Annotated in this window: 17 protein-coding genes; 9 read left to right on the forward strand and 8 right to left on the reverse strand. The window is 30.0% G+C overall.

Annotation, left to right across the window (positions count from 1 at the left end):
• Together pgsA and bhDAH_RS03675 are read left to right on the forward strand one after the other, a co-directional pair.
• Complete coding sequence (gene pgsA, locus bhDAH_RS03670; protein WP_012422469.1) at nt 1-624, forward strand: CDP-diacylglycerol--glycerol-3-phosphate 3-phosphatidyltransferase; 624 nt, start codon at nt 1-3, stop codon at nt 622-624.
• Nucleotides 614-2053 carry a hypothetical protein gene (locus bhDAH_RS03675; protein WP_043924491.1) on the forward strand — a complete coding sequence of 480 codons (1440 nt, stop codon included), beginning with the start codon at nt 614-616 and terminating at the stop codon, nt 2051-2053. The genes pgsA and bhDAH_RS03675 overlap by 11 nt, the downstream gene beginning before the upstream one ends.
• Here bhDAH_RS03675 and cyaB read toward each other — a convergent pair.
• Nucleotides 2030-2554 carry a class IV adenylate cyclase gene (gene cyaB / locus bhDAH_RS03680; protein ID WP_012422471.1) on the reverse strand — a complete coding sequence of 175 codons (525 nt, stop codon included), beginning with the start codon at nt 2552-2554 and terminating at the stop codon, nt 2030-2032. The genes bhDAH_RS03675 and cyaB overlap by 24 nt on opposite strands.
• Before the next feature lie 98 nt (nt 2555-2652).
• Between cyaB and bhDAH_RS03685 the strand changes: the two genes are divergently transcribed.
• The 4 genes from bhDAH_RS03685 to bhDAH_RS03700 are packed head-to-tail and all read left to right on the forward strand — an operon-like array spanning nt 2653 to nt 7127.
• Entirely contained in the window at nt 2653-3972 is a 1320-nt protein-coding gene (locus bhDAH_RS03685; RefSeq protein WP_012422472.1) for a TrkH family potassium uptake protein, read from the forward strand.
• A gap of 6 nt (nt 3973-3978) precedes the next feature.
• On the forward strand, nt 3979-4761 hold the full coding sequence (locus tag bhDAH_RS03690; protein ID WP_012422473.1) for a potassium channel family protein: 783 nt from the start codon (nt 3979-3981) through the stop codon (nt 4759-4761).
• A 12-nt stretch (nt 4762-4773) separates the two neighbouring features.
• A complete protein-coding gene (locus bhDAH_RS03695; protein ID WP_043924492.1) occupies nt 4774-5745 on the forward strand; it encodes a nucleotide-binding protein in 972 nt (323 codons plus the stop codon).
• 38 nt (nt 5746-5783) lie between these two features.
• Complete coding sequence (locus tag bhDAH_RS03700; protein WP_012422475.1) at nt 5784-7127, forward strand: ATP-dependent 6-phosphofructokinase; 1344 nt, start codon at nt 5784-5786, stop codon at nt 7125-7127.
• 39 nt (nt 7128-7166) lie between these two features.
• Here the strand turns inward: bhDAH_RS03700 and bhDAH_RS03705 are convergent, their stop codons facing one another.
• The 5 genes from bhDAH_RS03705 to bhDAH_RS03725 form a co-directional block, all read right to left on the reverse strand.
• Complete coding sequence (locus bhDAH_RS03705; RefSeq protein WP_012422476.1) at nt 7167-8498, reverse strand: CoA-disulfide reductase; 1332 nt, start codon at nt 8496-8498, stop codon at nt 7167-7169.
• 8 nt (nt 8499-8506) lie between these two features.
• On the reverse strand, nt 8507-9895 hold the full coding sequence (locus tag bhDAH_RS03710) for an L-cystine transporter (RefSeq protein WP_012422477.1): 1389 nt from the start codon (nt 9893-9895) through the stop codon (nt 8507-8509).
• Nucleotides 9896-9985: 90 nt separating this feature from the next.
• Complete coding sequence (locus bhDAH_RS03715) at nt 9986-11560, reverse strand: glucose-6-phosphate isomerase (RefSeq protein WP_012422478.1); 1575 nt, start codon at nt 11558-11560, stop codon at nt 9986-9988.
• A gap of 34 nt (nt 11561-11594) precedes the next feature.
• Nucleotides 11595-11987 (reverse strand): ParB N-terminal domain-containing protein, encoded by a 393-nt coding sequence (locus bhDAH_RS03720; protein WP_012422479.1) that lies wholly within the window; start codon nt 11985-11987, stop codon nt 11595-11597.
• A gap of 5 nt (nt 11988-11992) precedes the next feature.
• On the reverse strand, nt 11993-14827 hold the full coding sequence (locus bhDAH_RS03725) for a penicillin-binding protein 1A (protein WP_012422480.1): 2835 nt from the start codon (nt 14825-14827) through the stop codon (nt 11993-11995).
• Nucleotides 14828-15277: 450 nt separating this feature from the next.
• Between bhDAH_RS03725 and plzA the strand changes: the two genes are divergently transcribed.
• On the forward strand, nt 15278-16063 hold the full coding sequence (gene plzA, locus bhDAH_RS03730) for a c-di-GMP-binding receptor PlzA (protein ID WP_012422481.1): 786 nt from the start codon (nt 15278-15280) through the stop codon (nt 16061-16063).
• A gap of 7 nt (nt 16064-16070) precedes the next feature.
• The gene (locus bhDAH_RS03735) at nt 16071-17159 is read left to right on the forward strand and encodes a tetratricopeptide repeat protein (RefSeq protein ID WP_226285641.1); all 1089 of its coding nucleotides are present in this window, start codon (nt 16071-16073) and stop codon (nt 17157-17159) included.
• A gap of 25 nt (nt 17160-17184) precedes the next feature.
• On the opposite strand, the gene bhDAH_RS03740 is transcribed toward bhDAH_RS03735, so the two are convergent.
• Nucleotides 17185-18186, reverse strand: a complete 1002-nt coding sequence (locus bhDAH_RS03740) for an L-threonylcarbamoyladenylate synthase (protein ID WP_043924493.1) — start codon at nt 18184-18186, stop codon at nt 17185-17187.
• Nucleotides 18187-18337: 151 nt separating this feature from the next.
• On the opposite strand from bhDAH_RS03740, the gene bhDAH_RS03745 reads away from it, so the two are divergent.
• Nucleotides 18338-19120, forward strand: coding sequence for a septal ring lytic transglycosylase RlpA family protein (locus tag bhDAH_RS03745; RefSeq protein ID WP_043924494.1), 783 nt, complete (start codon nt 18338-18340; stop codon nt 19118-19120).
• Here the strand turns inward: bhDAH_RS03745 and bhDAH_RS03750 are convergent.
• On the reverse strand, nt 19110-21167 hold the full coding sequence (locus bhDAH_RS03750) for an ATP-dependent DNA helicase (RefSeq protein ID WP_012422485.1): 2058 nt from the start codon (nt 21165-21167) through the stop codon (nt 19110-19112). The genes bhDAH_RS03745 and bhDAH_RS03750 overlap by 11 nt on opposite strands.
• Nucleotides 21168-21169: the final 2 nt, after the last annotated feature.

Here is a 21169-nt window from a genome sequence, read left to right on the forward strand (position 1 = left end):
TTGAATAGCAAGAGTATAATTAGTCCAAATAAAATAACTTTTTTTAGAATTATATTATCTTTTGTTATCTTATTTATATTCTGTCTTGAAGATTTTTGGAATCCTTATTTATTTTTAATCTTGATTTGGTTTTTAATTATTTTTAATGAAATAACAGATCTTATTGATGGATATATTGCTAGGAAATATGATTTAGTTAGTAATGTAGGCAAGATTTTAGATCCTTATGCAGATGTGTTGCAACATTTAACATATTTTGTTTTTTTCTTTTATAAAGGTATTACTCCATATTATTTTTTTGTGATATTTATATACCGTGAACTTTCTGTTGGTGTTATTAGGAATTTAATTATTCAGTTTGATATAGTTCAGCAAGCTAAGTTTTCGGGCAAAATAAAATCTTTATTTTATGCCATTTCAACATTTGCCAGTCTTTTTCTTTATAGTTTAGACAAATTGAAAATTACTACATTGATTGAGAATTTTATTAGTTTAATTTTAAATCTAGATTTTAATTTTTCTTTTATTGTTGGAATAATATATGCTATTTCTGCCTTTTTGACTCTCATATCATTAATTGATTATATTGTAATATTTTTGGATCTTGGCAAGTATGAGAAGTAATTTCTTATTAATATTTGTTTGGCTACTAATTGGTTTTTATTCTCATGCTCAGTTAAAGCAGGTGTTAACGGAAGTTGAGCCTTTAAGTATTTCAAGTGAAAGTGGAAAGGGAAGTATTTATCTGAAGGTCAATAAGTCTTCTAATTATATCTTAACTTTTGATATTTCTCTAGGTTCAGATTTTGTCTATATGGTGTATGATGTCTTGAATAAGAAATATATAACAGATAAGATAAGGAAAAGGGATGTTAAGCTTAAATTGCATAAAGATATTCTTTATGCTGTTATCTATGTCACATCTGAGAATGCAAATATTAATTTTGTCCTTGCTGATTTAGATTTGTCAATAATAAGTGATGATGCTTTAAGAGCTAAAATATCCAATATAAAAAAACAAGATAAGACTTTTTTATTAAGGGATTTGCCAAGTTTTAAACTAGGGGCAAAGCTTAAAAAATATATTTTAAGGACTTATAGTCGTAATATTTACCTTGCTTATCAGATGGAAAATAGTGATAACATTAAGGTTTCTTCATTTATTGAAAATATTGGTTGGTTTGATATAAGTACTGCTGTTAATGATAATATTACTGATATTGCGTGTTTTGATTTTGCAGTTAATTCTAAAGGGGAATTATATGTTGTATTTACTACTAAGAGTACTGATGATTTTTCTAGCGAACTTATAGTTAAAAAATTTAATAGTAGAAAGTGGATTGATATTAGTCCTAAATTTAGGACTAATATTGGATTTTTGGTAAATATTAGCATTGATAAGAGAGATAATCTGTATGTAGCTTACTTAAAGAAAGTTGGCAGTGAATATAAAGTAAATTTTGTTGCAAATAGAGGATATAGTAATATTTGGAATAATGTTATGGATTCTTATATGTCTAAAGGTGATGCCTATGTTGATGTTTCAAGTATTGGTATCATTTCTGAACCTTTTTTGGGAATTTTTTATAATTATAAAGTAAATGATTATGTTAATTCTGAGTTTATTGTTGATAGGGGCAAAACTTGGGCAAATGCAAATATTCAGTCTGCAAATATGGCAGATTCTGTCAAGCTTCTTTCTAATTTTAAATCTGGTCAGGTTGTTTTAAGTTATATAACAAAGGATAGACCTATTGTAAGTGTATTTTCCCTGCAAGATGATAAATGGAAAAATATAAGTCCAAATATTAGGATCAAGGGGATAACTAGTGATATTTTAAGTTATAGAAATGATTTGTTATTAACGTTTGAAGATGGTGATGATATCAGACTTATTTATTTTGATGAGGATAATTGGTATTTTTTAAATGAATCTGAAATTTTTCAGAAATCTGCTTGTAAGCCTCAGTTTGCAAAATATCAAGACGAAGGATTTATATTATCATATTTGAGTTTAGATTTTAAAGTTTTATCCTTTAAATTGATTAGCTAGTATTAATTCAAAGTATGATTTTTTTTCAATGTTGTTTTGTAGTTTAAATTCTTTTATTGTTTCGTAAATTTCTGTCTTGGCAAGACTTAATTCATTCTTATCATAAATTATTTTTTCAATTTCCAAATAAAAACCAAGATTTTCAATGTCATTAATTTCTATGTTTAAGTTTCCTTTTTGATAAATTAAACTTTTTTTGATTTTTTTGTATAGAATTTTAAAATTCATTTCTTCTAGAAAAAATATAAAATTGTTTATTTGGTCTACTTTAAATTCGATTTCCCTGTTGATTTCTATGTCATTTTCTAAAGATTGGATTTTAAATGTTACAATCTCTTCTGAGGTATTAAATTTTCTTATTCTAATTATTTTTTCTGTGTTAGAATAGTAAGTATCATTTTTGATTTCTTCTTTAATAAATTTGAATTTTTGATTAGCCAATTTTAATATTTTTTTAAGTTTATTTTTGGGAATAAAAGCTTTCAATTCAATTTCAAACATGTATTAAAAATAATAAAATTATGATAATATTTCAATGTCTTATGATTTTGCTGTTTTGGTAATGATATCTTATGTAGTTTGTTATATTTTATGTTTTTATGTTGAAATTTGAGTTTAGTGATAGGTTTTTTCTTTTCAGTTATTTTATCCTGATTATGTTCTTGGGTTCTCTACTGTTGTCATTGCCCATTGCTTGGAATGGTGAGGAAAAACTAGAGTATATAGATGTTTTATTTACATCTGTATCTGCTGTTAGCATTACGGGACTTGTTACTGTTCAAATAGAGAATTTTTCTACTTTTGGATTTATCGTAATAATGTTATTGATGCAATTTGGTGGTCTTGGGTTTATAACAATTACTACTTTTTATTTGCTTATTCCTAAGCGTAAGTTGAAGTTAACCGATGCTCGGATAATAAAGCAGTATTCTCTTTCAAATATTGAATATAATCCTGTTAAGATTTTGAAAAGCATACTTTTTGTAACTTTTTTAATTGAATTAATTGGACTAATATTAATATTAGTGTGTTTTAAACTTCGAGGTATTAGTATTTCATTGCTTGAGGCTTTATTTACGGCAATTTCAGCCTTTTGTAATGCAGGGTTTTCTATGCATTCTGAGAGTATTTATGCGTGGCGTGATGTTCCTGAGGCTATAGTTGTTATTGCTATTTTGATTATTTGTGGAGGACTTGGGTTTATGGTATATCGTGATGTTACTAATACTATTAAATACCATAAGAAGTTGTCTCTTCATGTTAAAATTGTTTTCTTGCTGAGTTTCTTTTTAATTGTTTTTGGTGCAATCGTATTTTTTTTATCAGAAATGCATAAACTTGAGGAAGGTTATTCACTTGGAACGCTCATATTTAATTCAATATTTTATTCAATAAGTACAAGGACTGCTGGTTTTAATTATCTTGATAATTCTCTTATTGCAGGTAGAACCCAAATGCTTTCGTTGCCATTCATGTTCATTGGTGGTGCTCCAGGCTCAACTGCTGGGGGGATTAAGATTACTACCTTTTTTCTAATTATTCTTGCTGTAATAAAATCCCAAGATGGTAATGGTTATATTATTGGTTCTTATAAAGTTTCAATTGATAGTATAAGGTTTGCACTTTTATTTTTTGTAAGGGCTGTTTTTATTTTGTGTTTTTCATTCTTTGTTCTTCTTGCTGCTGAGAGTGGTGGAAAATGGAGAGTTATTGATTTAGGATATGAAGTTTTTTCTGCTTTTGGTACTGTTGGTTTGTCAGTTGGTGTTACACAGGATTTGTCATTTTTAGGTAAAGTAATTATAATCTTTACTATGTTTGCAGGTCGGATAGGACTTTTTTCTATGGCAATTTTTGTTTCACGAAGATCTCGTTTTGAGGAATTTACAAGACCAAGGCAAGATATTTTGGTGGGTTAGGGAAGAATGAAAACGTTTGTTATTATTGGTCTTAGTAATTTAGGGATTCATATTCTTGAGAATTTGAGTAAGCTTGATTGTCAAATTATTATTGTCGACACTTCAAAGGAATTGGTTGAGGAATATGATGTTATTGCTACAGAAAGCTTTATTTTGGATCAATTTACTAAAAATGCTTTAAAAAAAGTTATTCCTGTAGATACTGATGCTGTTATTATTGATTTTGATAATGATCTTGGGAAAAGTGCTCTTGTTACTCATTATTGTAATCTTTTAGGTGTTAAAGAGATATGCGTTAAAACTGAAGATAGGGATGACGCTGAGATATTAAAAACTCTTGGTGCTACAAAAATTATATTTCCAAGTAAGGATGCTGCAAGAAGATTAACCCCACTATTAGTATCTCCTAATCTTTCAACTTATAGTATTGTTGGTCACGACATCATTGTTGCTGAGACTGTTATTCCGAAAGAGTATGTAGGCAAAACTCTTCTTGAGGCTGATTTAAGAAGAGAGAAGGGCATTACTGTTATTGCTGTTAGAAATTTAAGCAATTCTAGGTATGAGTTTGTGGATGGTGATTATTTTTTCTTGAAAGATGATAAAATTGTAATTTGTGGCAAGCCTGATGGAATTGAGAATTTTACAAATAATAAGGATTTGATTAAAGATTTAATATCAGTTTCTAAAGCAGAAGATGTTTCTTCCAAGGAGGATTTTAAGAAATTAGGATTTTTAAGATTTTTTGATTTCATGAAAAAGTTTAATAAAGATAAGAAAAATGATTAATAGGATTTGAAGATGACTAAGATTATTCCTGTTGCAAGTGGAAAGGGTGGTGTTGGAAAAACGTCTTTTGTTGCTAATATTGGTTATAAACTTGCATGTTTAGGCAAAACTGTAATACTTGTTGATCTTGACCTTGGTGGTTCTAACCTGCATACATGTTTAGGGGTTAAGAATACTGGCGTTGGAATAGGTTCCTTTATTAATAAACGTGAGAAAGATTTTTCAAGTTTAATTCTTAAAACGCCTTATAAAAAGCTTTATCTGATTCCAGGAGATGCCCTTTATACGGGAACAGCTAATATTCCTTTTTCTATTAAAAAGAGGATAATAGACTCGATTCAGAGAGATCTTGTTGCTGATTTTGTTTTCATAGATTTAGGTTCAGGTACGTCTTATAATACAGTAGATTTTTATTTGTCAGCTTACAGTGGTATAATCGTTACTGTTCCAGAAACCCCTTCAATACTTAATGCTTATTCTTTTTTGAAAAATGCACTGTATCGGCTTTTGTATTTGAGTTTTCCTTCAAAGAGTGCTGAACGTGAATATATTAGTAATTTTTTTAAAAATAAAATAGAAGGTACGAATGTTAAATTTAAAGATTTAGTTACGGGGATTGAAGTTATATCTTTAAGTGCATCACTTAAGGTAAAAAAGATGATGAATAGTTTTTATCCCAGAGTTGTATTAAATAGGATAGAATCTAGTGAAGAAATAGCTATGTGTGAAAATTTAATAAATGTTGTTAAAAATAATATTAACATACCGGTTGAATTTGTTGGTTTTATTCCGTTTGCAAAGAGTTTTAGAGAGTCTGTTAATAATAGAGTTCCATTTATTGATTTTGATAGAAATTCAAAGCTTAATAAATATTTTGAGTTTATTGCAGGTAATTTAATTAAGTCTCCCGTTGAAGGTTCGCCTTATATTTATGATGATATATACGATATGATTAAAGAACAAAGTCAATTTATTAGGAAATAATTGAATTATAATAATACTTATTATGGAGGAGGAACTTAATGCATAGAATTAGGAATGAGAATTTAGATTTTAAAATAGAAAATTTAGGAGAATGTAAACAAGATAATCCTTTGATTAGTTTTTATGCTAAGGAGAGTCATGTTCACTTTACTGATGAGACTAGTAAGATTAGATTGAATGTTTATAAAAATGAAGAGGGTTGGGAGCAATATGAGAATGTTTTTTTAGAGAAAGCTGGTCCTAGATATAAGATTTATTTTGATCCAAGTCATGTTAAGGCGGCAATTACTACTTGTGGAGGTCTTTGTCCAGGTTTTAATGATGTTATTCGTTCAATTGTTAGAACTTTATGGAAAGTATATGGAGTTTATAATATTTATGGAGTTAAATTCGGATATCAGGGACTTTTGCCAGAGTCTAATTTGAGTTTTATGAAGCTAAATCCTGATGTAGTAGATGATATTAATCAGCTTGGTGGGACAATACTTGGTTCATCAAGAGGGGGGATTAAACCTGTTGAAATAGTTGATACTTTGGAGAGGATGGAAATTAATATGCTCTTTAATATCGGTGGAGATGGAACACAAAAGGGTTCTGTTTTAATTGCTGAGGAAATAGAGAGAAGAAATTTGAAAATAGCTGTTGTAGGTATTCCAAAGACAATAGATAATGATTTGATGTTTGTTCAAAAATCTTTTGGATTTGAAACGGCTGTGGAGCAAGCAGTTGCTGCGGTTGCTGGTGCTCACTTTGAGGCAAATAGTGCTTATAATGGAATTGGTCTTGTTAAGGTTATGGGTAGAGATTCTGGGTTTATTGCTGCTTATACTGCTTTATCATCTAATGATGTTAATTTTTGTTTAATCCCAGAACTAGATTTTGATATTGAGGGGCCTAATGGGCTTCTTGCACATCTTGAAAGACGCCTTTTGGCAAAAGAGAATTTGGATGAGATGCCCCATGCAGTAATATTAATAGCAGAGGGAGCTGGACAAAAATATTTTGATCCTGGTAGTCGCAAAAGAGATGATTCTGGTAATTTGCTTTATGAAGATATTGGACTTTATATTAAAGACAAGGTTAATACGTATTTTAAATCAAAAAATATTCCAGTTAATCTTAAATATATTGATCCTAGTTATATTATTAGAAGCTCACCAGCTAATGCTAGTGATTCCCTTTATTGTGCTCGTCTTGGCTCAAATGCTGTTCATGCTGCTATGGCAGGTAAGACAAAATTATTAATTAGCTTATGGAGTACAAAATTTGTACATATTCCAATAAAAATGGCAGTAATTGCTAGAAATAAAGTCAATATAAATGGTTCTTTCTGGCGGGATGTTCTTTCAAGTACTGGTCAGCCATTTAGCATGAAGAACTAAAATAAAGGTAATTTAAGTTTTCTTTTATTTTTCTTTTAGTTATTTTGCTGCATTGCCCGCAATATTTAATGCATCCCAAGTTTTTGAGAATGGTGGAGAATATGCGAAATCCATCATTCCAAGTTCATTTGTTGTAAGTTTTGAATAAACAGCAAGGGATAGTGCGTGCATTCTTGTTGCAGCTCCATTTTTACCAATTATTTGTGCCCCAATGATTTCTTTTGTTTCTTTATTGTATATCAGTTTAATATACAAATCTTCTTGATTTGGATAATAATTTGTATGATTTTTATCTTTTATAAATATTGTTTTATATTTAATTCCAAGCCTTAAAGCGGCCTCTTCTGTAAGACCAGTTCTGGCTGCTTCAAGAGATAGGACTTTAATAGACGCAGATCCTAGCGTTCCTTTAAAAGGAACGCGCCTTCCTGCTAGATTTTCACCAATTACCTTTCCTAATTTGTTAGCTGTTGTTGCAAGGGGAATGTAATCATTTTTCTTGCTTATAATATTGTAAACTGTAGCGCAATCTCCTGCAGAGAAAATGTTTTCTGCACTGGTTTCGCCATATTCATTGATAATTATTGCACCATTTTTTAAGGTCTCAAGTTGACCTTCTAAGAATTCAGTAGCAGGTTTTATTCCTGTAGAGAGAATTACAAGATCTGCCTTATATTCGGATTTATTTGTAATAATTCCTTCAACTTTTTCTTTTCCTATTAAGCTTTTTGCAAATTCATCTGTGTGGAGTAAAACATTGTTTTTTATTAGTTCTTCTTCCATTATATTAGTTATTTCTTTATCGAATGATTCGGTTAGTATTCGTTTGTCTAGTTGGATTATTCTTATATTTTTGTCTAAAGTTTTAGCAGCCTCGATCATTTCAATTCCAATATATCCAGCTCCTATTATTACTATGTTTTTTATGTCTTTTTTCTTGAAAAGTTCTCTTATTTCCTGTCCGTCTTTCATATTTCTTAGAGTATAAAAGTTATTTAGTTGAATATTGCTAATTGGAGGAATGATAGGATTTCCTCCCGTTGCAATCATTAATTTATCATAAGTATCATTGAATATCTGTTGTGTTTTAAGGTTTTTTACCTTAAGGGTATTATTTTTTATGTCGACTTTAATGACCTCATGTTCAGTGAATACTGATATTCCATTTTGTGCAAATTCCTCAGGTGTTCTAGCTATCATGTTGTTTGGTTCATCAAAGAAGCCACCAATGAAATATGGTAGTCCGCAAGCCCCAAAAGATGTAGTATTTGTTTTCTCATAAATAGTGATATTTAATCCTTTATTTGTTCGTTTGGCTTTTGCAGCAGCGCTAGTTCCTGCAGCAGTTCCGCCAATAATTATTATTTTCATAGAATCCCTTATTTTTCTATTTCGTTTTGATTATTATAAATATTTATGTCTAATTGATTAAGGTTTTTGGCTGTTATTATTCCTGCAATCATTGCGCCGCTTACATTAACAGATGTTCTACCCATGTCAATTAAAGGTTCAATAGATATTAGTAGCCCAACGAGTTCAACGGGTAGGTTCATTGATGAGAGAACCATTAAAGAGGATATTGTTGCACCTCCTCCAGCTCCAGCTGCTCCAAATGAGGTTATTATTATTAATCCTATAAGTTGGAGTAGGAATAAAGGTTCTGTTGGGTTTATTCCTTGGGTAGGAGCAATCATTATTGCTAGCATGGCAGGATGGAGAGCTGCGCAGCCATTTTGTCCAATGGATGTTCCAAATGCACTTGAGAGATTTGCAATGCCCTCACTGACTCCTAATTGTTTAGTTTGTACTTCTACATTAACAGGTATTGTTGCTGCGCTAGAACGAGATATGAATGCAAATGTTAAGACTGGCCATGCTTTTTTAATGAAGATAATTGGATTTAGCCTGTTAAGTGCAATTAGTGACATGTGCATTAAAATTGTAATACCAATAGCAATATAAGATGCAAGTGCAAATTTTCCAAGTTTCATGATACTTGAAATATCACTTGTTGCTGATATTTTTGTAATCATTGCTAATATGGCATAAGGTGTTAACTTTAAAATTAACATTATCATTCCTGAGGTTAAATCTTGTGCTGTGGATATTATTTGTTTAAAAACTTCTATTGATTCTGGGTTTTTTTTGGCAACCCTAAGAGCAACGATTCCTACTAAGGCAGCAAATATTACTATTCCAATTGTTGAGTTTGGCCTTGCTCCTGTCATATCTGAGAATATATTCTCAGGGATAATTTCTGATAGTTTTTGTGTAATTGGGGTTTCCTGTAGGCGTTCAAGACCTTGATTTAGTTTTTTGCCTCGTGTAATTTCATCTACTCCAGGTTGGAGTCCTTCTGCTGTTAATTTAAAGGAGAGAGATGTACAAATTCCAATTATTGCAGCAATTCCTGCTGTGAATACAAGCATGAATATTACAGATAAACTCATTTTCCAAATGTCCTGGCTATTTGTTAGTTTTACTATTGCCGATATTATTGAAACAAGTATGAGTGGTATTACCATCATTTTAATAAGTCTTACATATCCTATGCCTAAGATATTAATCCACTGAATACTCTCTTTTAATATTGTTGATTCTGGTTCATAACAATATTTCATAGTTATACCAAAGACTATTCCTAATCCTAGGGCTATCAATAGTCTTTTTGTAAATGAGATGTGTTTTTTATGTAGAAAATATAGAAATCCTATTAATATAAGCATGATTATAATATTTATTAGTGTGTATATTATTGTTGTGTCCATCCTTTTGCCCCTTTTTTGTAAATTTGAATGTACATAGTATTTTGAATCATAGTTAAGTACTTATGAATTAACTTTGTTACTTTTTTATTATCAAAGTAGGCTATCATAAGAGCTTATTATGCCGTCTTTTAAGTCATTGTTCTTCAAAATTTTAGTTGCAATGACTTTGCCAAGTTGAACTCCTTCTTGGTCGAATGAATTTATATTTAGTAAGAATCCTTCAAACATTACCTTGTTTTCATAGTGGGATAGTATTGCACCTATTGTATAAGGTGTAAGCTCTTTTGAATATATTAATGCAGAAGGTCTCTCACCTTTAAAGTTTTTATTTTTATTTGTATCTTCTTTGCCGCAAGATAATGCTATTATTTGGGCTATTAAATTTGCTTTTAGCTTATTATTGTTTGATGTTCCCTCTAGAGTGATATCCTGTTTTAGTTGAGACTCACTAAAACCTATGAAATCCATTGGTACTATCTCTGTTCCTTGATGAAGCATTTGAAAGAATGAATGTTGAACATCTGTTCCAATTCCCCCCCAAATTATTCTTACTGTTTTATAATCAATTTTTTCTCCAAACCTGTTTACACTTTTTCCATTGCTTTCCATTTCAAGTTGCTGCAGATGAAGATAGAAGTTTTCCATTGCTTTTGAATATGCAATAATACAGTTACTGCTGTAGTTGAGGATATTACTTTCGTATATACTAATTAGTGCTGCTAGGAGAGGAGCATTTTCTTTTATATTTTTATTTAATGCTTTTTTATCAACCTCATAAGCTCCTTTCAATATTTCTTTTGTAACGTTTTCTGTGAAGCAAAGAGTAATTAGGGTAAGTCCAACAGCCGATGTTGGTGAAAATCTTCCACCAATTGAATCATGCATAAAGAAGTATTCAAGATATCCCTGTTCAAGTGCTAGCATACTTCCCTTTGAGGTAATGATTATAATCTGTTTTTGGTATTCTTTGATTCCATTATCTTTTAATTTTTTAATTAAAAATTGCATATTAGATGCTGTCTCTAGCGTGGTTCCGCTTTTTGATACTATAATAAATAGGGTTTCTTGAAGGTCTATTTTACTTAAGATTTCTTCTGATTCATCTGGGTCAACATTTGAAATAAAATAGGCTTTCATCAGATGTAAATTTTTTTTCTTAGCATAATTTTTAATTGCGGTGTATAGCGCTTTTGGGCCAAGACTCGATCCGCCAATTCCGATTTGTACCACATTCTTAAATACTCTTCCACTTGTGCTCTTAATTGTGCCGTTTTGGACTTGTTTTGCAAATTCAAAAATTCTTTTAAGCTCGCTTTCAAAAAATTTTCTCATATTTTCATTATTTTCTGTGACTTCTATGCCAAGTTGTCCTCTTGTCAAATGGTGTAAAACTTTTCTGTTTTCGCTGATGTTAATATTTTTACCATCAATGATTTCTTTATATTTTTCTATTAGATTTGCTTCATCGCTTAAATTTTGAAATATTCTTAGGTGATTTTCGTTAATTTGTTTTGTAGCGTAATTATAATGTACGTGATGTCCTTCTATCTTGATATCATATTCTTTTATTCTGTCTTCGCTTAGAGTCTTCTTTAGTTCTTCGGGATTGGTTTGTTTTAATTCTTGAAAATTTTTAAGTTTATTAAGGTTAATGTATTTAAGCATAAAATATCCTCAACAGTTTTTGTATATTTAAATTTTATTTTTTTCTTTTAAAGATTTTTTTTATTTTAAATGTTATAAGATTTAATAATCTTATAATTATATTTTTTTCTGAATAATTTTTTAATTGCTCTTCTCCTGTCTCTGCTTCACTTTTTGTAAATGATTTTCTGGCATTGTTCTCATCTAGTTCAATTTCGAGTAGAGTTTTTTTATCTTCTATGGGGATTACTTTGACATCGACTTCTTTATACCCAAGTTCTTTTAATACTTGATATCTTCTAAAACCAGCTACTAGATTTTTATTTTTATCTATTATTATTGGATAAATTAAACCATGTTTTTTGATACTTTCTTTAAGAGTTGTGGTATCTCCTACATTTTGTCTGATTCGTCTTTTAATTTTTATTTGTTCTAAATCTATTAACATACTTATTAATCCAATTGAATATTGTCTCCATTTACATCTTTTTGCTCATTTTCATCAATTTGTTCATTGTAATCAGTAATAGAGCTTTCTTTATCTGTATTATCTTTATGTTCATTTTCTTTAATTTCTGTATTGTTGTCTTTATCTGTATTATTTTTATCCGTATCATCTGTATCAATATTATAGTCTATATTAATATTATCGTCTATATCAATATTATCATCTGTCCTTGTGTTATTGATAGTATTGTCTATTCTTATATCTGGCATATCATGATTCACATTTGCTTTATTATTCTCAGTTTCTAAATTACTATCTGGATTACTATTGTTAGTTTCATTGATATCATTCTCAGGTTCTATTTTATTGTCTATTTCATTTAGTTGGTTAAAGTCATCCATAAGATATTCAAATTCATTAATCTCAATGTTTAATTCATCATTGTCATCTATTTTATCAATTCCATAAACATTAAATTCCATTTTGTTTAAAAATTCAGATTTATTTTCGTAGTATCTTGACTTTTCGAATGGTTGAGTACCTGCAATGAATATTTCATTTATTGTTGTTTCATTAGGTACTCCTTCTGGTAATAGTCCTGTTTCTGATTGTACTTGCACATTGACTATTCCTTTAGGTCTTATGAAGACTTTTTTAGGTAAGTGCTTATGGTATTCTGCCATAAATTTGCCCCAGCTAGGACCAGCAATGCCTGTTCCTGTTCCAGCAGTTCCTAATGAATATCCCTTTTTATCGAAGCCAACCCACAAAGCTGTTGTTATGTAGGGTGAATATCCTATTGCCCATCCGTCGGCCCAGTTTTGAGTGGTTCCTGATTTTCCTGCAATGTCAGATTTGAAGTCTTTAAGGTTTGTATATCTTTGATTTGCTAATGTTCCGTATTGTATTGTTGATTTCATCATGTCTGTCATAATATAGGCAGTTTGAGGAGATATTATTTGTGCATTAGCTCCTTTGTTTTTGATTGCTGTTAGTGTTTCAGATTCTACATTTGCTATTACTTTTCCGTTCCTATCTTCAATGTATTTAATTCCATATGGTTCTATTTCTTTGCCATTATTTCCCAAAATTGCGAATGCTCTTGCCATTTGTATGGGAGATGTTGATATGACACCGAGCGCAAGGGGATATACTTTAGGAAAAGTTTTGTTTATTTCATTTTGATCTTTTATTCCTAATAATTTAGCAGAATATTTAATTGCATTTTCAAATCCTAATATGTCGAGTATTCTAAGAGAGGGAATATTTAAAGATAAAGCTAGTGCTTTACGTGTTAATACATTTCCTCTCCATTTTCCTCCGTAGTTCTCAGGGGCATAAACTTCTCCTTCTTGATTGAAAAAGGCTACTGGAGAATCTGAAAACATTGTTGCAGCTGTTATTTTTTTCAGATCAATAGCTGCTGAGAAGTATAAGGCTTTAAATGCACTCCCAGGTTGTATTTTTGCTTGAGTTGCTCTGTTAAATTCGCTTCCCTTTCTATATCCACTTCCCCCAACCATTGCTTTAATTGCTCCTGTTGCGGTATCTAGTGCTATGAATGCACCTTCTGGTTGTACAATTAAATTTGGATTTGTTGTATTGTTAATTGTGTATTCTCTTGTTGCTTTGTCTATTTTATCAATACCTAATATTGCTGCAAAGCTTGCAATTAAATCAATATTATCCTCGTAAAATTTTCTTGTTCTTAATTTTTTATATTGTCTGCCGTTTACTCTGGTGCTTCTTATTCCAAGCAAATCAGATATTGTATCAATTACTGGCACTATTTCCGAGTTAATTATTAGCGTCTCAGATGATTTGGTAGAATTATACATTTTTCTTGCTTTTGTAATCATTTCTTGAGTAACTTCATTTGCATATTTTTGCGCATTAAGATCAAGTGTTGTGTATATTGAGTATCCGTCTTTGTATATGTTTGCTCCGGCTGGGAGATGTTTAGTTATTCTTTGTCTTATGTATTCTGAGAAATAAGGTGCATGATCCTCTTTATCAGAGATAGCTGATGTATCTGCCATACGAGTCCAGTCGTAGTTTGCCCAGTACTCATTAAATTCTGCCTCAGCTAGTTCAGGACTTATAATTCCATTAGATGATACTTGATTTAATACTGCCTTTTGTATTTTTTTAGCGAATTCTGGATTATAAAATGGTGAATAAAGTTTTGCGTTTGGTAGTTGTATAATCATTAAAACAGCTTCTGCAGTGTTAATATCTTTGACTCTTTTGTTGAAAAAGAATTTTGAAGCTGCTACCACTCCGTAATTTCCGTTTCCAAAATAGACTTTATTTAGATATTTCTCAAGTATTTCATATTTTGATAGTTTTTTTTCAAGTTGTATGGCCCACCAAATTTCATTTAGTTTCCTTAAGATCGATCGTTTTGCTTGGTTGGTATAGAGAAGCTTTGCTAATTGTTGCGTTAAAGTACTTCCCCCTGAGAAATATCTTCCAAGAGCAATATTAAAAGCAGCTCTCAAAATGCCCATGAGTGAGAAGCCTCTGTGGAAGAAAAAGCTAAGATCTTCGCGTATTAAAAGTGTATTTATTAAGTTATTAGGCATTTCTCTTAAAGAGAGTAGTTCTCTATTCTCATCAGATATAAATTGTGTTATTATCCTGCCATTGGTGTCAAAAAGTTTTGACGGTATAGCAGGGTTTACGTCACCAAATTTTTTATCTCTTTGAATGTTTATAGTTTCAGCTATCGTAATTGATAGCAAAATAATAGAGAAACTAATAGTAAAATATGTTAGATAAATGAGTATGTTATCTTTTTTACTAAAGTTAATCCTTTTCAAATTATGTCCTTCTAACATAATTATACTATAAATATATCAAAATTGACATTTTTCATGAGTTGTTATTAATGTGAAAATATTGTTATAATTCCTTCTTATATGTACTACGTGGATTCTGTAATGCAAATTGGAAAGGAATGAAAAATATGGAATCCTATATTTCATAAGTATTGTTTTTATTGATAAGTGAGAATTACGTGCGACTAGTAACTTAAATAAGAGTTTTTTTCTTGAGGTTTTTTTAAAAGTTTTTGTTTATGCAATTGGTTTTGCATTTTGATTTTATTTGAATATGAATTTGATTTCTATATATTATGCTGAATAAGTTACTAACTATTGGTTGTATCTAAGATTTTGGGATAGAATTATTTTAAAGTGTATGCATAACTTAAAATTTTTGAATTTTATTGCTTTAATTTTCCTGAATATCAATTTCAACATGTTTGTTAGATTTCAAAGGAGAGGTTTATGTTTTTGTCTCGAAAAATAAAAGATTATGAAGTTAAGTATAAGGGTAAAGAAATTAAGATGAGTACTGAAATCAACAGTTTCCTTAATATTAGAAATTCTGTTGAAATGAGAGTTGGTACTTATGTAGCAAGTGGTGTAATCTATTCTATTTCTATGAGTGCTATTAAGCTTATTTTACAGGATGATAAAGTTTTACCTGTTTTGGCACAAAATGGAAATTCAGGCAATATTCAGCTTAAGAGCTTTGATAATGTTGGTGATAATTCTTTTTTTATTCCTTCTTTAGTCGTTAAGTTGGTAAATACATCTTCTTATTCCGTTCAAGATAAGGAGTATAATTTGCTGACTCTAGATTTTTTATCTCCCCTCTCAGAAGAGGTTGCAGTTAAAATTGGCAAATTGCTTGATTTGAAGCTTGGACAGAATCAAAGAATTCATGAGCGTATTATTATTGATAAGGATTCAATTAGAAAACTTAATCTTAGTTCTGATAAAGCTTTTATTAAAGTTAATGGCGTTAAGCATAAATGCTTGATTAAAGATATGTCTTATGGAGGTGCACTTTTAATATCTTATTTTGATTATGAGGGAATGGATGAGAGTAATCCTGATTTAACTTTAAGTTTTGATATTGCAGACAAGGAAGTATCTATTGTGGGTAAGGCAAGAAATTTGAGTGTTATTCAAACTCCTAATGGTAAGGTTTTAGCTTTAGGTGTTGCATTCTGCGAGGAAAAGATTCCCCTTGCTTATACTATGTTAATCCATGATTATTTTAATTAGGGGATTTATGCTTAAAAATATTGTTTATATTTCTCTTCCAGAAGATTTTACAAGTCAAATTAAAGATTTTATATTTGATCCTAAGATACTTTTACCTGTCGAGGTTGGTGATGTTCAACATTTTTCTCAAGATGAACTTAATTTTGAGGCTGTTATGTCTGCAATTCTTAAGATCTCAGCTTATGATCAAGGTAATGTTAATTTCCCTTATTATAAAAAGCTTCTATTAGCTTTAAATCCGAATATTGTTAATATGCTTATTCATGTTGGACTTACTAAGATTGATGAGGGCGATTACAACTTGGCTCTTGAGATTTTTTTGGCATTAAAAGGTATTGATGGTGAGAATGAGGTTCTTCTTTCTAATTTGGCATTATTATATGAGAAAATGGCTGAAAACTTCTTAAGGGTTGATCAAAATGTAGAGGCTATGACTAGTAATCAAAATGCTTTAAAGATTTATGAGAGACTTTTAGAACTTGAAAGTCCAAATGAAAATGTGTTTGCAAATGCTGGTTTTTTCTTTGTTAAACAATACAAATTAGACAGGGCACAAGAATTGCTTAGGCATTATTTGAGAATTTCTAATAATTTAAAATTAAAAAGTAAGGTAAGTGAGGTTTTAGATGCTATAGGAGTTCATAAAAGTTTAGCCTTAAATCTTGAGAGAATATATGATTTGATAATTTTATCAAAGGAAGATGAAGCTATTTCTGAACTTGTTAAACTTTTAGAATATCATGAAGGTTCTTGGAATGCTTGGTTCTTGCTTGGATGGGGATATAGAAGAAAGGGGTTTTACTCTGAGGCAAAAGATGCTTTTCTTAAAGTTTTGTCTATTGATTCTAAGAATGTCGATGCTATGAACGAGCTTGCAATCTGTTTTATGGAACTTGTTGAGTTTAATGATAGTCTTGAGTATTTACTTAAAGCTTTAAAGCTTGAACCTGATAATATCAAAATTATTTCAAATCTTGGAATTCTTCATTTAAAGATGGAGCGCAGTAAAGAGGCTAGAGAATATTTTGAAATAGTTCTTGAATATGATTCAAGTGATCCTATTGCCCTTAAATATTTGGAACTATTGGATAGTTAAATTTAATGTATATGTTGTATTGCTTTTAAAAAATAAATTTATTCAGACTGGCTTTCTTAAGTCTATTATTAATTGAGTATCCAAGTTGATTGTTATCCACAAATTCAGCAAGTATTTGTTTATATTCTTTCTCAGATTCTACAAATACTTTGTAAATGTTTTTTGCATATTCTTCTAATGTGTTAAAAACACAAATATTATTCATATTCCAAAATCCGTTAAACCAGTATGATTTAAAAGTATCTCTCGTAATGAGTACTTTTGTATCTTGCCTTGAGGCATAGCATCTTATATTATCTTTTTGCTTAAATAGATAAACAGGGATTCGTGGTCTGTAATGTTCTAGTAAGTTTCCAGGTGATTTAGAGAGCATTTCCTTTCCTACTGAATATTCGACTCTAAATTCCCCCTTAAGTTCTCTCTCTATCATTTCTTTTGTGATTGAGCCTGGTCTTAGTATTGATATATTTCCTTTAAGATCGAATCCTATAACGGTTGATTCTATGCCAATTTTTGACTCTTCATTTTTTTTGATGATTCCCTTAACTAGACCGTCAAGTTCTTTGATTGCCATTTTAAAATTAGTGGCGCTGGGACGTCTTGACAAATTTGCTGATGGTGCTGCTATTGGAACTCCGCTTATTTTTATTAACTTTAAAGCTACAGGTTCTGATGGTATTCTGACTGCTATGCTCTCAAGTCCCCCGCTTATGAGGTTGGATATTTTACCTGCATTCTTTAGTATAAATGTTAGGGGGCCTGGAGTGAATTTTTGCATTAGAATTAGTGCACTTTTTGGTATATGTTCGACAAGTTCATTTATCTTTTCTATTGATTCAACATGCACTATTAAAGGATTTGTGATAGGGCGCTTCTTTACTAGAAAAATCATTCGTACAGCGTCATCATTGTATGCATTAGCCCCAATTCCATATACTGTTTCTGTAGGAAATACTACTAATTCTCCTGTTCTTATAAATTTTGCCGCTTTTTCTATCTCTGATTGTTCTATGATCTCTGTTTTCATTGATGTCATTTCCTATGGATTTTGCTTACTTATTTATTAAAGCAAAAAAATTGCAAATAAACAATTTAGGTTAACTTAGTTTGAGTGATTTTATGTTATAAGTCTTAAGCTTTCTTTATCTTGTAATATGCAATATGGTATAATATGTGGTATGGTAAGTTTGTTTAGCCTTATGGGTACTAGCTTTAGATTTGGATTTTTATTTTTATTTTTTACCGCTACTCAATTGCACAGTGCTACTGTAGGGCTTGCTTCATGGTATGGGGAAGCTTTTCATGGTAAGCCTACTGCTAATGGTGAAAAATTTGACATGACAGCTCTTACGGCTGCTCACAAGGAACTTCCATTTAATACTGTTGTAAGAGTTACTAATTTACTTAATAATAGGACAGTTGTTGTAAGAATTAATGATAGGGGTCCTTTTAGAAAAGATCGAATAATTGATTTATCAAAATCTGCTGCTGAAAAGCTAGATTTTTTAGGAATAGGTGTTGCTCCTGTAAAAATTGAAGTATTAGAACAATTGAGTGAAAAAAAAGCTGTAACGCAAGAGTCTAGAAAAACTGTTAATGGTGAAAATTCTTCTAAGTCTGATTCTGTTGTTTCTGCTTCAAAATTGGAGAGGGATGTTGCTTTAGATAAAGATCACTCTGAGGTTGCAGAAAAGCTTTTAGATAATTCAACTAAGGAACCAGATTTCTATATACAAGTTGGTTCTTATAAGATTAAGGATTATGCTCAAAGAGCTTATAAAATACTTCAAAAAGCTGGACTTAATGTTTTAGTGAATTCCCATGGACCTTTTTTTACAGTGTTTATTCCTACTTATGCTGATGATGTTCATAAGAATGTTGAACTTATTAAATCCACAGGATATCAGGATATTTTGGTAAGAAAGACTAAGATTCCAGGAGATAGTATTTCTATAGATTAGTATTTTGCTCTATCTCTTTAAAAAATGTATTTATTGTGTGTTTGATATTTTCAAAGTTTAAGTAATAAGTCTTTATTTCAGGTAGGGATTGTAGGAATAATTTGCCATAAGTTTTCTCAAAAATTCTTTTATCAAAGCATACTATAATGCCATAGTCTTTTGAATCTCTAATCAATCTTCCAAATCCTTGTTTGAATTTCATTATTGCTTGTGGCAGTGTTTCTTGTGTGAAAAAATTTTCATTTGATTTTGTAGCCAATGCGTTTTTTGCTATCAAAATTGGATCTGAGGGAGTTTGAAATGGTAATTTTGGAATTATAACCATTGTTAATTTATCTCCTTTAATGTCAATTCCTTCCCAAAAGTTTTTCATGCCTATAAGTACGCTTTTTTTTGGTGATTTTTTGAAAGAATTTATGAGTTCATGTTTTGGCAATTCTCCTTGTATGAAAAGGTTTATGTTATTTTCACGTAGGAAATCTTTAATGTTTTTTCCTATGTATTCTAAACTTTTAAATGAGGTTAAAAGAATTAAAGTCCCCCCTTTGTTTAATATCACTAGCTCTTTAATATACTGTATTGATTGATTTAAAAATTCTTCTGCTTTATTAGGGTCTTCAATATCTGATGTAACTGTTAGTATTGATTTTTCTTTATAGGGAAAAGAGTATGGTAACTTTTCCATTTCTATGTCTTGATTGATTAAGTTTAGTCCCGTTTGATTTATAAAATATGAGAATGATTGATTGATCATGAGAGTAGCTGAAGTAAAAATTATCCTTTTTACTCGTTTATACATAATTTTGTTTAGTTCAGGACCTAAATAAATCCCTGATGTTTTAAATATAGGTATATTTTTTTTATTTTCTATCCAAAAACAAAAATTATCATATTGATTTTCAGAGATGAAATTTTTAATTAATGATTCTTTATACTCTATATTTTTAATTAATCTCTCTAGTTCAATTTTTGCTGTTTTATTTTCCATATTTTGTATTATTGATGTAATGGATACTTTATAATTTTCTAGATTATATATGATATTTTGTAAGTGTGTTTTAATTCGTATATAAAAATCTGTTTTGTGTGTATCATTGGTAATTCTATAAATTGATGGGAAATCTTTTTGTATTTTTATTATATATTCAACATTTTCAAAGCTTAGCATTGTTTCAATTTCAAAGTTTTTCTTGTATGCACCGTTTATGTTTTGTTTTTTTATGATTTTATCTATTTTTGTAAAAATTTGTTTTATTCCAATTCTTGAAAAATTCTTGCTAAATAGGGTTCTTGCAGCTTCTTCTAAATAATGAGCTTCATCGATTATTATATTTTTTACATTAGGCAAGATTAAATTAATCTCTTCATAATTTTTTTCAGAGCCATTTTCATAATTTTCTTTTTCTGTTAATATCTCATTTTTTATGTAGAGATCATTTAGAAGTAAATGATGATTGGTTATGATAATATCGCATTCTAATATTTTTTTTCTTGCCTTTTTAAAAAAACATTTATTTTCGTCAGGGCAGGTAATGCCTGAACATGTTTCAGGGCTTGCTGATACTTCTTCCCAGATTTGTTCATCTATAAAATGGAGTTCATCTCTATCGCCTGTTTTTGTATTTTGTGTCCAGTAGATTAGTGCTTCTAAATGTTTTTTATTAAATGTATATGTTAAAAGGTTTTTTTCAAGTTCTTCTAGACGGCGAAGGCAGAGATAGTTTCTCATTCCTTTAATTACCCCAAATCTCATTTTAAAAGGAATGAGTTTTTCTAATGTCTCGATATCTTTTTTAATGAGTTGTTCTTGAAGATTGATAGATGCTGTTGATATTATTACTTTTTCTTGTGTTTTTTGAATGAAATCAATAGCCGCAATTAAGTAGGCAAGGCTTTTCCCAGTTCCTGTTGGTGCTTCAATGACTAAAAAATTTTCATTTTCAAAGGCTTTGCTTATTTTTTTTATCATTCTTAATTGTGTATTCCTTTTTACAAAGCCTTTGATGTTTAATTCTGCTTGTTTGAGTATGTATTCAATTAATTTCAATT

It is taken from the genome of Borrelia hermsii DAH (assembly GCF_023035675.1).
In the GTDB taxonomy this organism is placed as follows: Bacteria; Spirochaetota; Spirochaetia; order Borreliales; family Borreliaceae; genus Borrelia; species Borrelia hermsii.

What these genes read in the sequence shown, in the direction of transcription:
- bhDAH_RS03675 (WP_043924491.1), top strand. Translation starts at nt 614, where the DNA reads ATGAGAAGTAATTTCTTATTAATATTTGTTTGGCTACTAATTGGTTTT.
- cyaB (WP_012422471.1), bottom strand. Translation starts at nt 2,554, where the DNA reads ATGTTTGAAATTGAATTGAAAGCTTTTATTCCCAAAAATAAACTTAAA.
- bhDAH_RS03685 (WP_012422472.1), top strand. Translation starts at nt 2,653, where the DNA reads ATGTTGAAATTTGAGTTTAGTGATAGGTTTTTTCTTTTCAGTTATTTT.
- bhDAH_RS03690 (WP_012422473.1), top strand. Translation starts at nt 3,979, where the DNA reads ATGAAAACGTTTGTTATTATTGGTCTTAGTAATTTAGGGATTCATATT.
- bhDAH_RS03695 (WP_043924492.1), top strand. Translation starts at nt 4,774, where the DNA reads ATGACTAAGATTATTCCTGTTGCAAGTGGAAAGGGTGGTGTTGGAAAA.
- bhDAH_RS03700 (WP_012422475.1), top strand. Translation starts at nt 5,784, where the DNA reads ATGCATAGAATTAGGAATGAGAATTTAGATTTTAAAATAGAAAATTTA.
- bhDAH_RS03705 (WP_012422476.1), bottom strand. Translation starts at nt 8,498, where the DNA reads ATGAAAATAATAATTATTGGCGGAACTGCTGCAGGAACTAGCGCTGCT.
- bhDAH_RS03710 (WP_012422477.1), bottom strand. Translation starts at nt 9,895, where the DNA reads ATGGACACAACAATAATATACACACTAATAAATATTATAATCATGCTT.
- bhDAH_RS03715 (WP_012422478.1), bottom strand. Translation starts at nt 11,560, where the DNA reads ATGCTTAAATACATTAACCTTAATAAACTTAAAAATTTTCAAGAATTA.
- bhDAH_RS03720 (WP_012422479.1), bottom strand. Translation starts at nt 11,987, where the DNA reads ATGTTAATAGATTTAGAACAAATAAAAATTAAAAGACGAATCAGACAA.
- bhDAH_RS03725 (WP_012422480.1), bottom strand. Translation starts at nt 14,827, where the DNA reads ATGTTAGAAGGACATAATTTGAAAAGGATTAACTTTAGTAAAAAAGAT.
- plzA (WP_012422481.1), top strand. Translation starts at nt 15,278, where the DNA reads ATGTTTTTGTCTCGAAAAATAAAAGATTATGAAGTTAAGTATAAGGGT.
- bhDAH_RS03735 (WP_226285641.1), top strand. Translation starts at nt 16,071, where the DNA reads ATGCTTAAAAATATTGTTTATATTTCTCTTCCAGAAGATTTTACAAGT.
- bhDAH_RS03740 (WP_043924493.1), bottom strand. Translation starts at nt 18,186, where the DNA reads ATGAAAACAGAGATCATAGAACAATCAGAGATAGAAAAAGCGGCAAAA.
- bhDAH_RS03745 (WP_043924494.1), top strand. Translation starts at nt 18,338, where the DNA reads ATGGTAAGTTTGTTTAGCCTTATGGGTACTAGCTTTAGATTTGGATTT.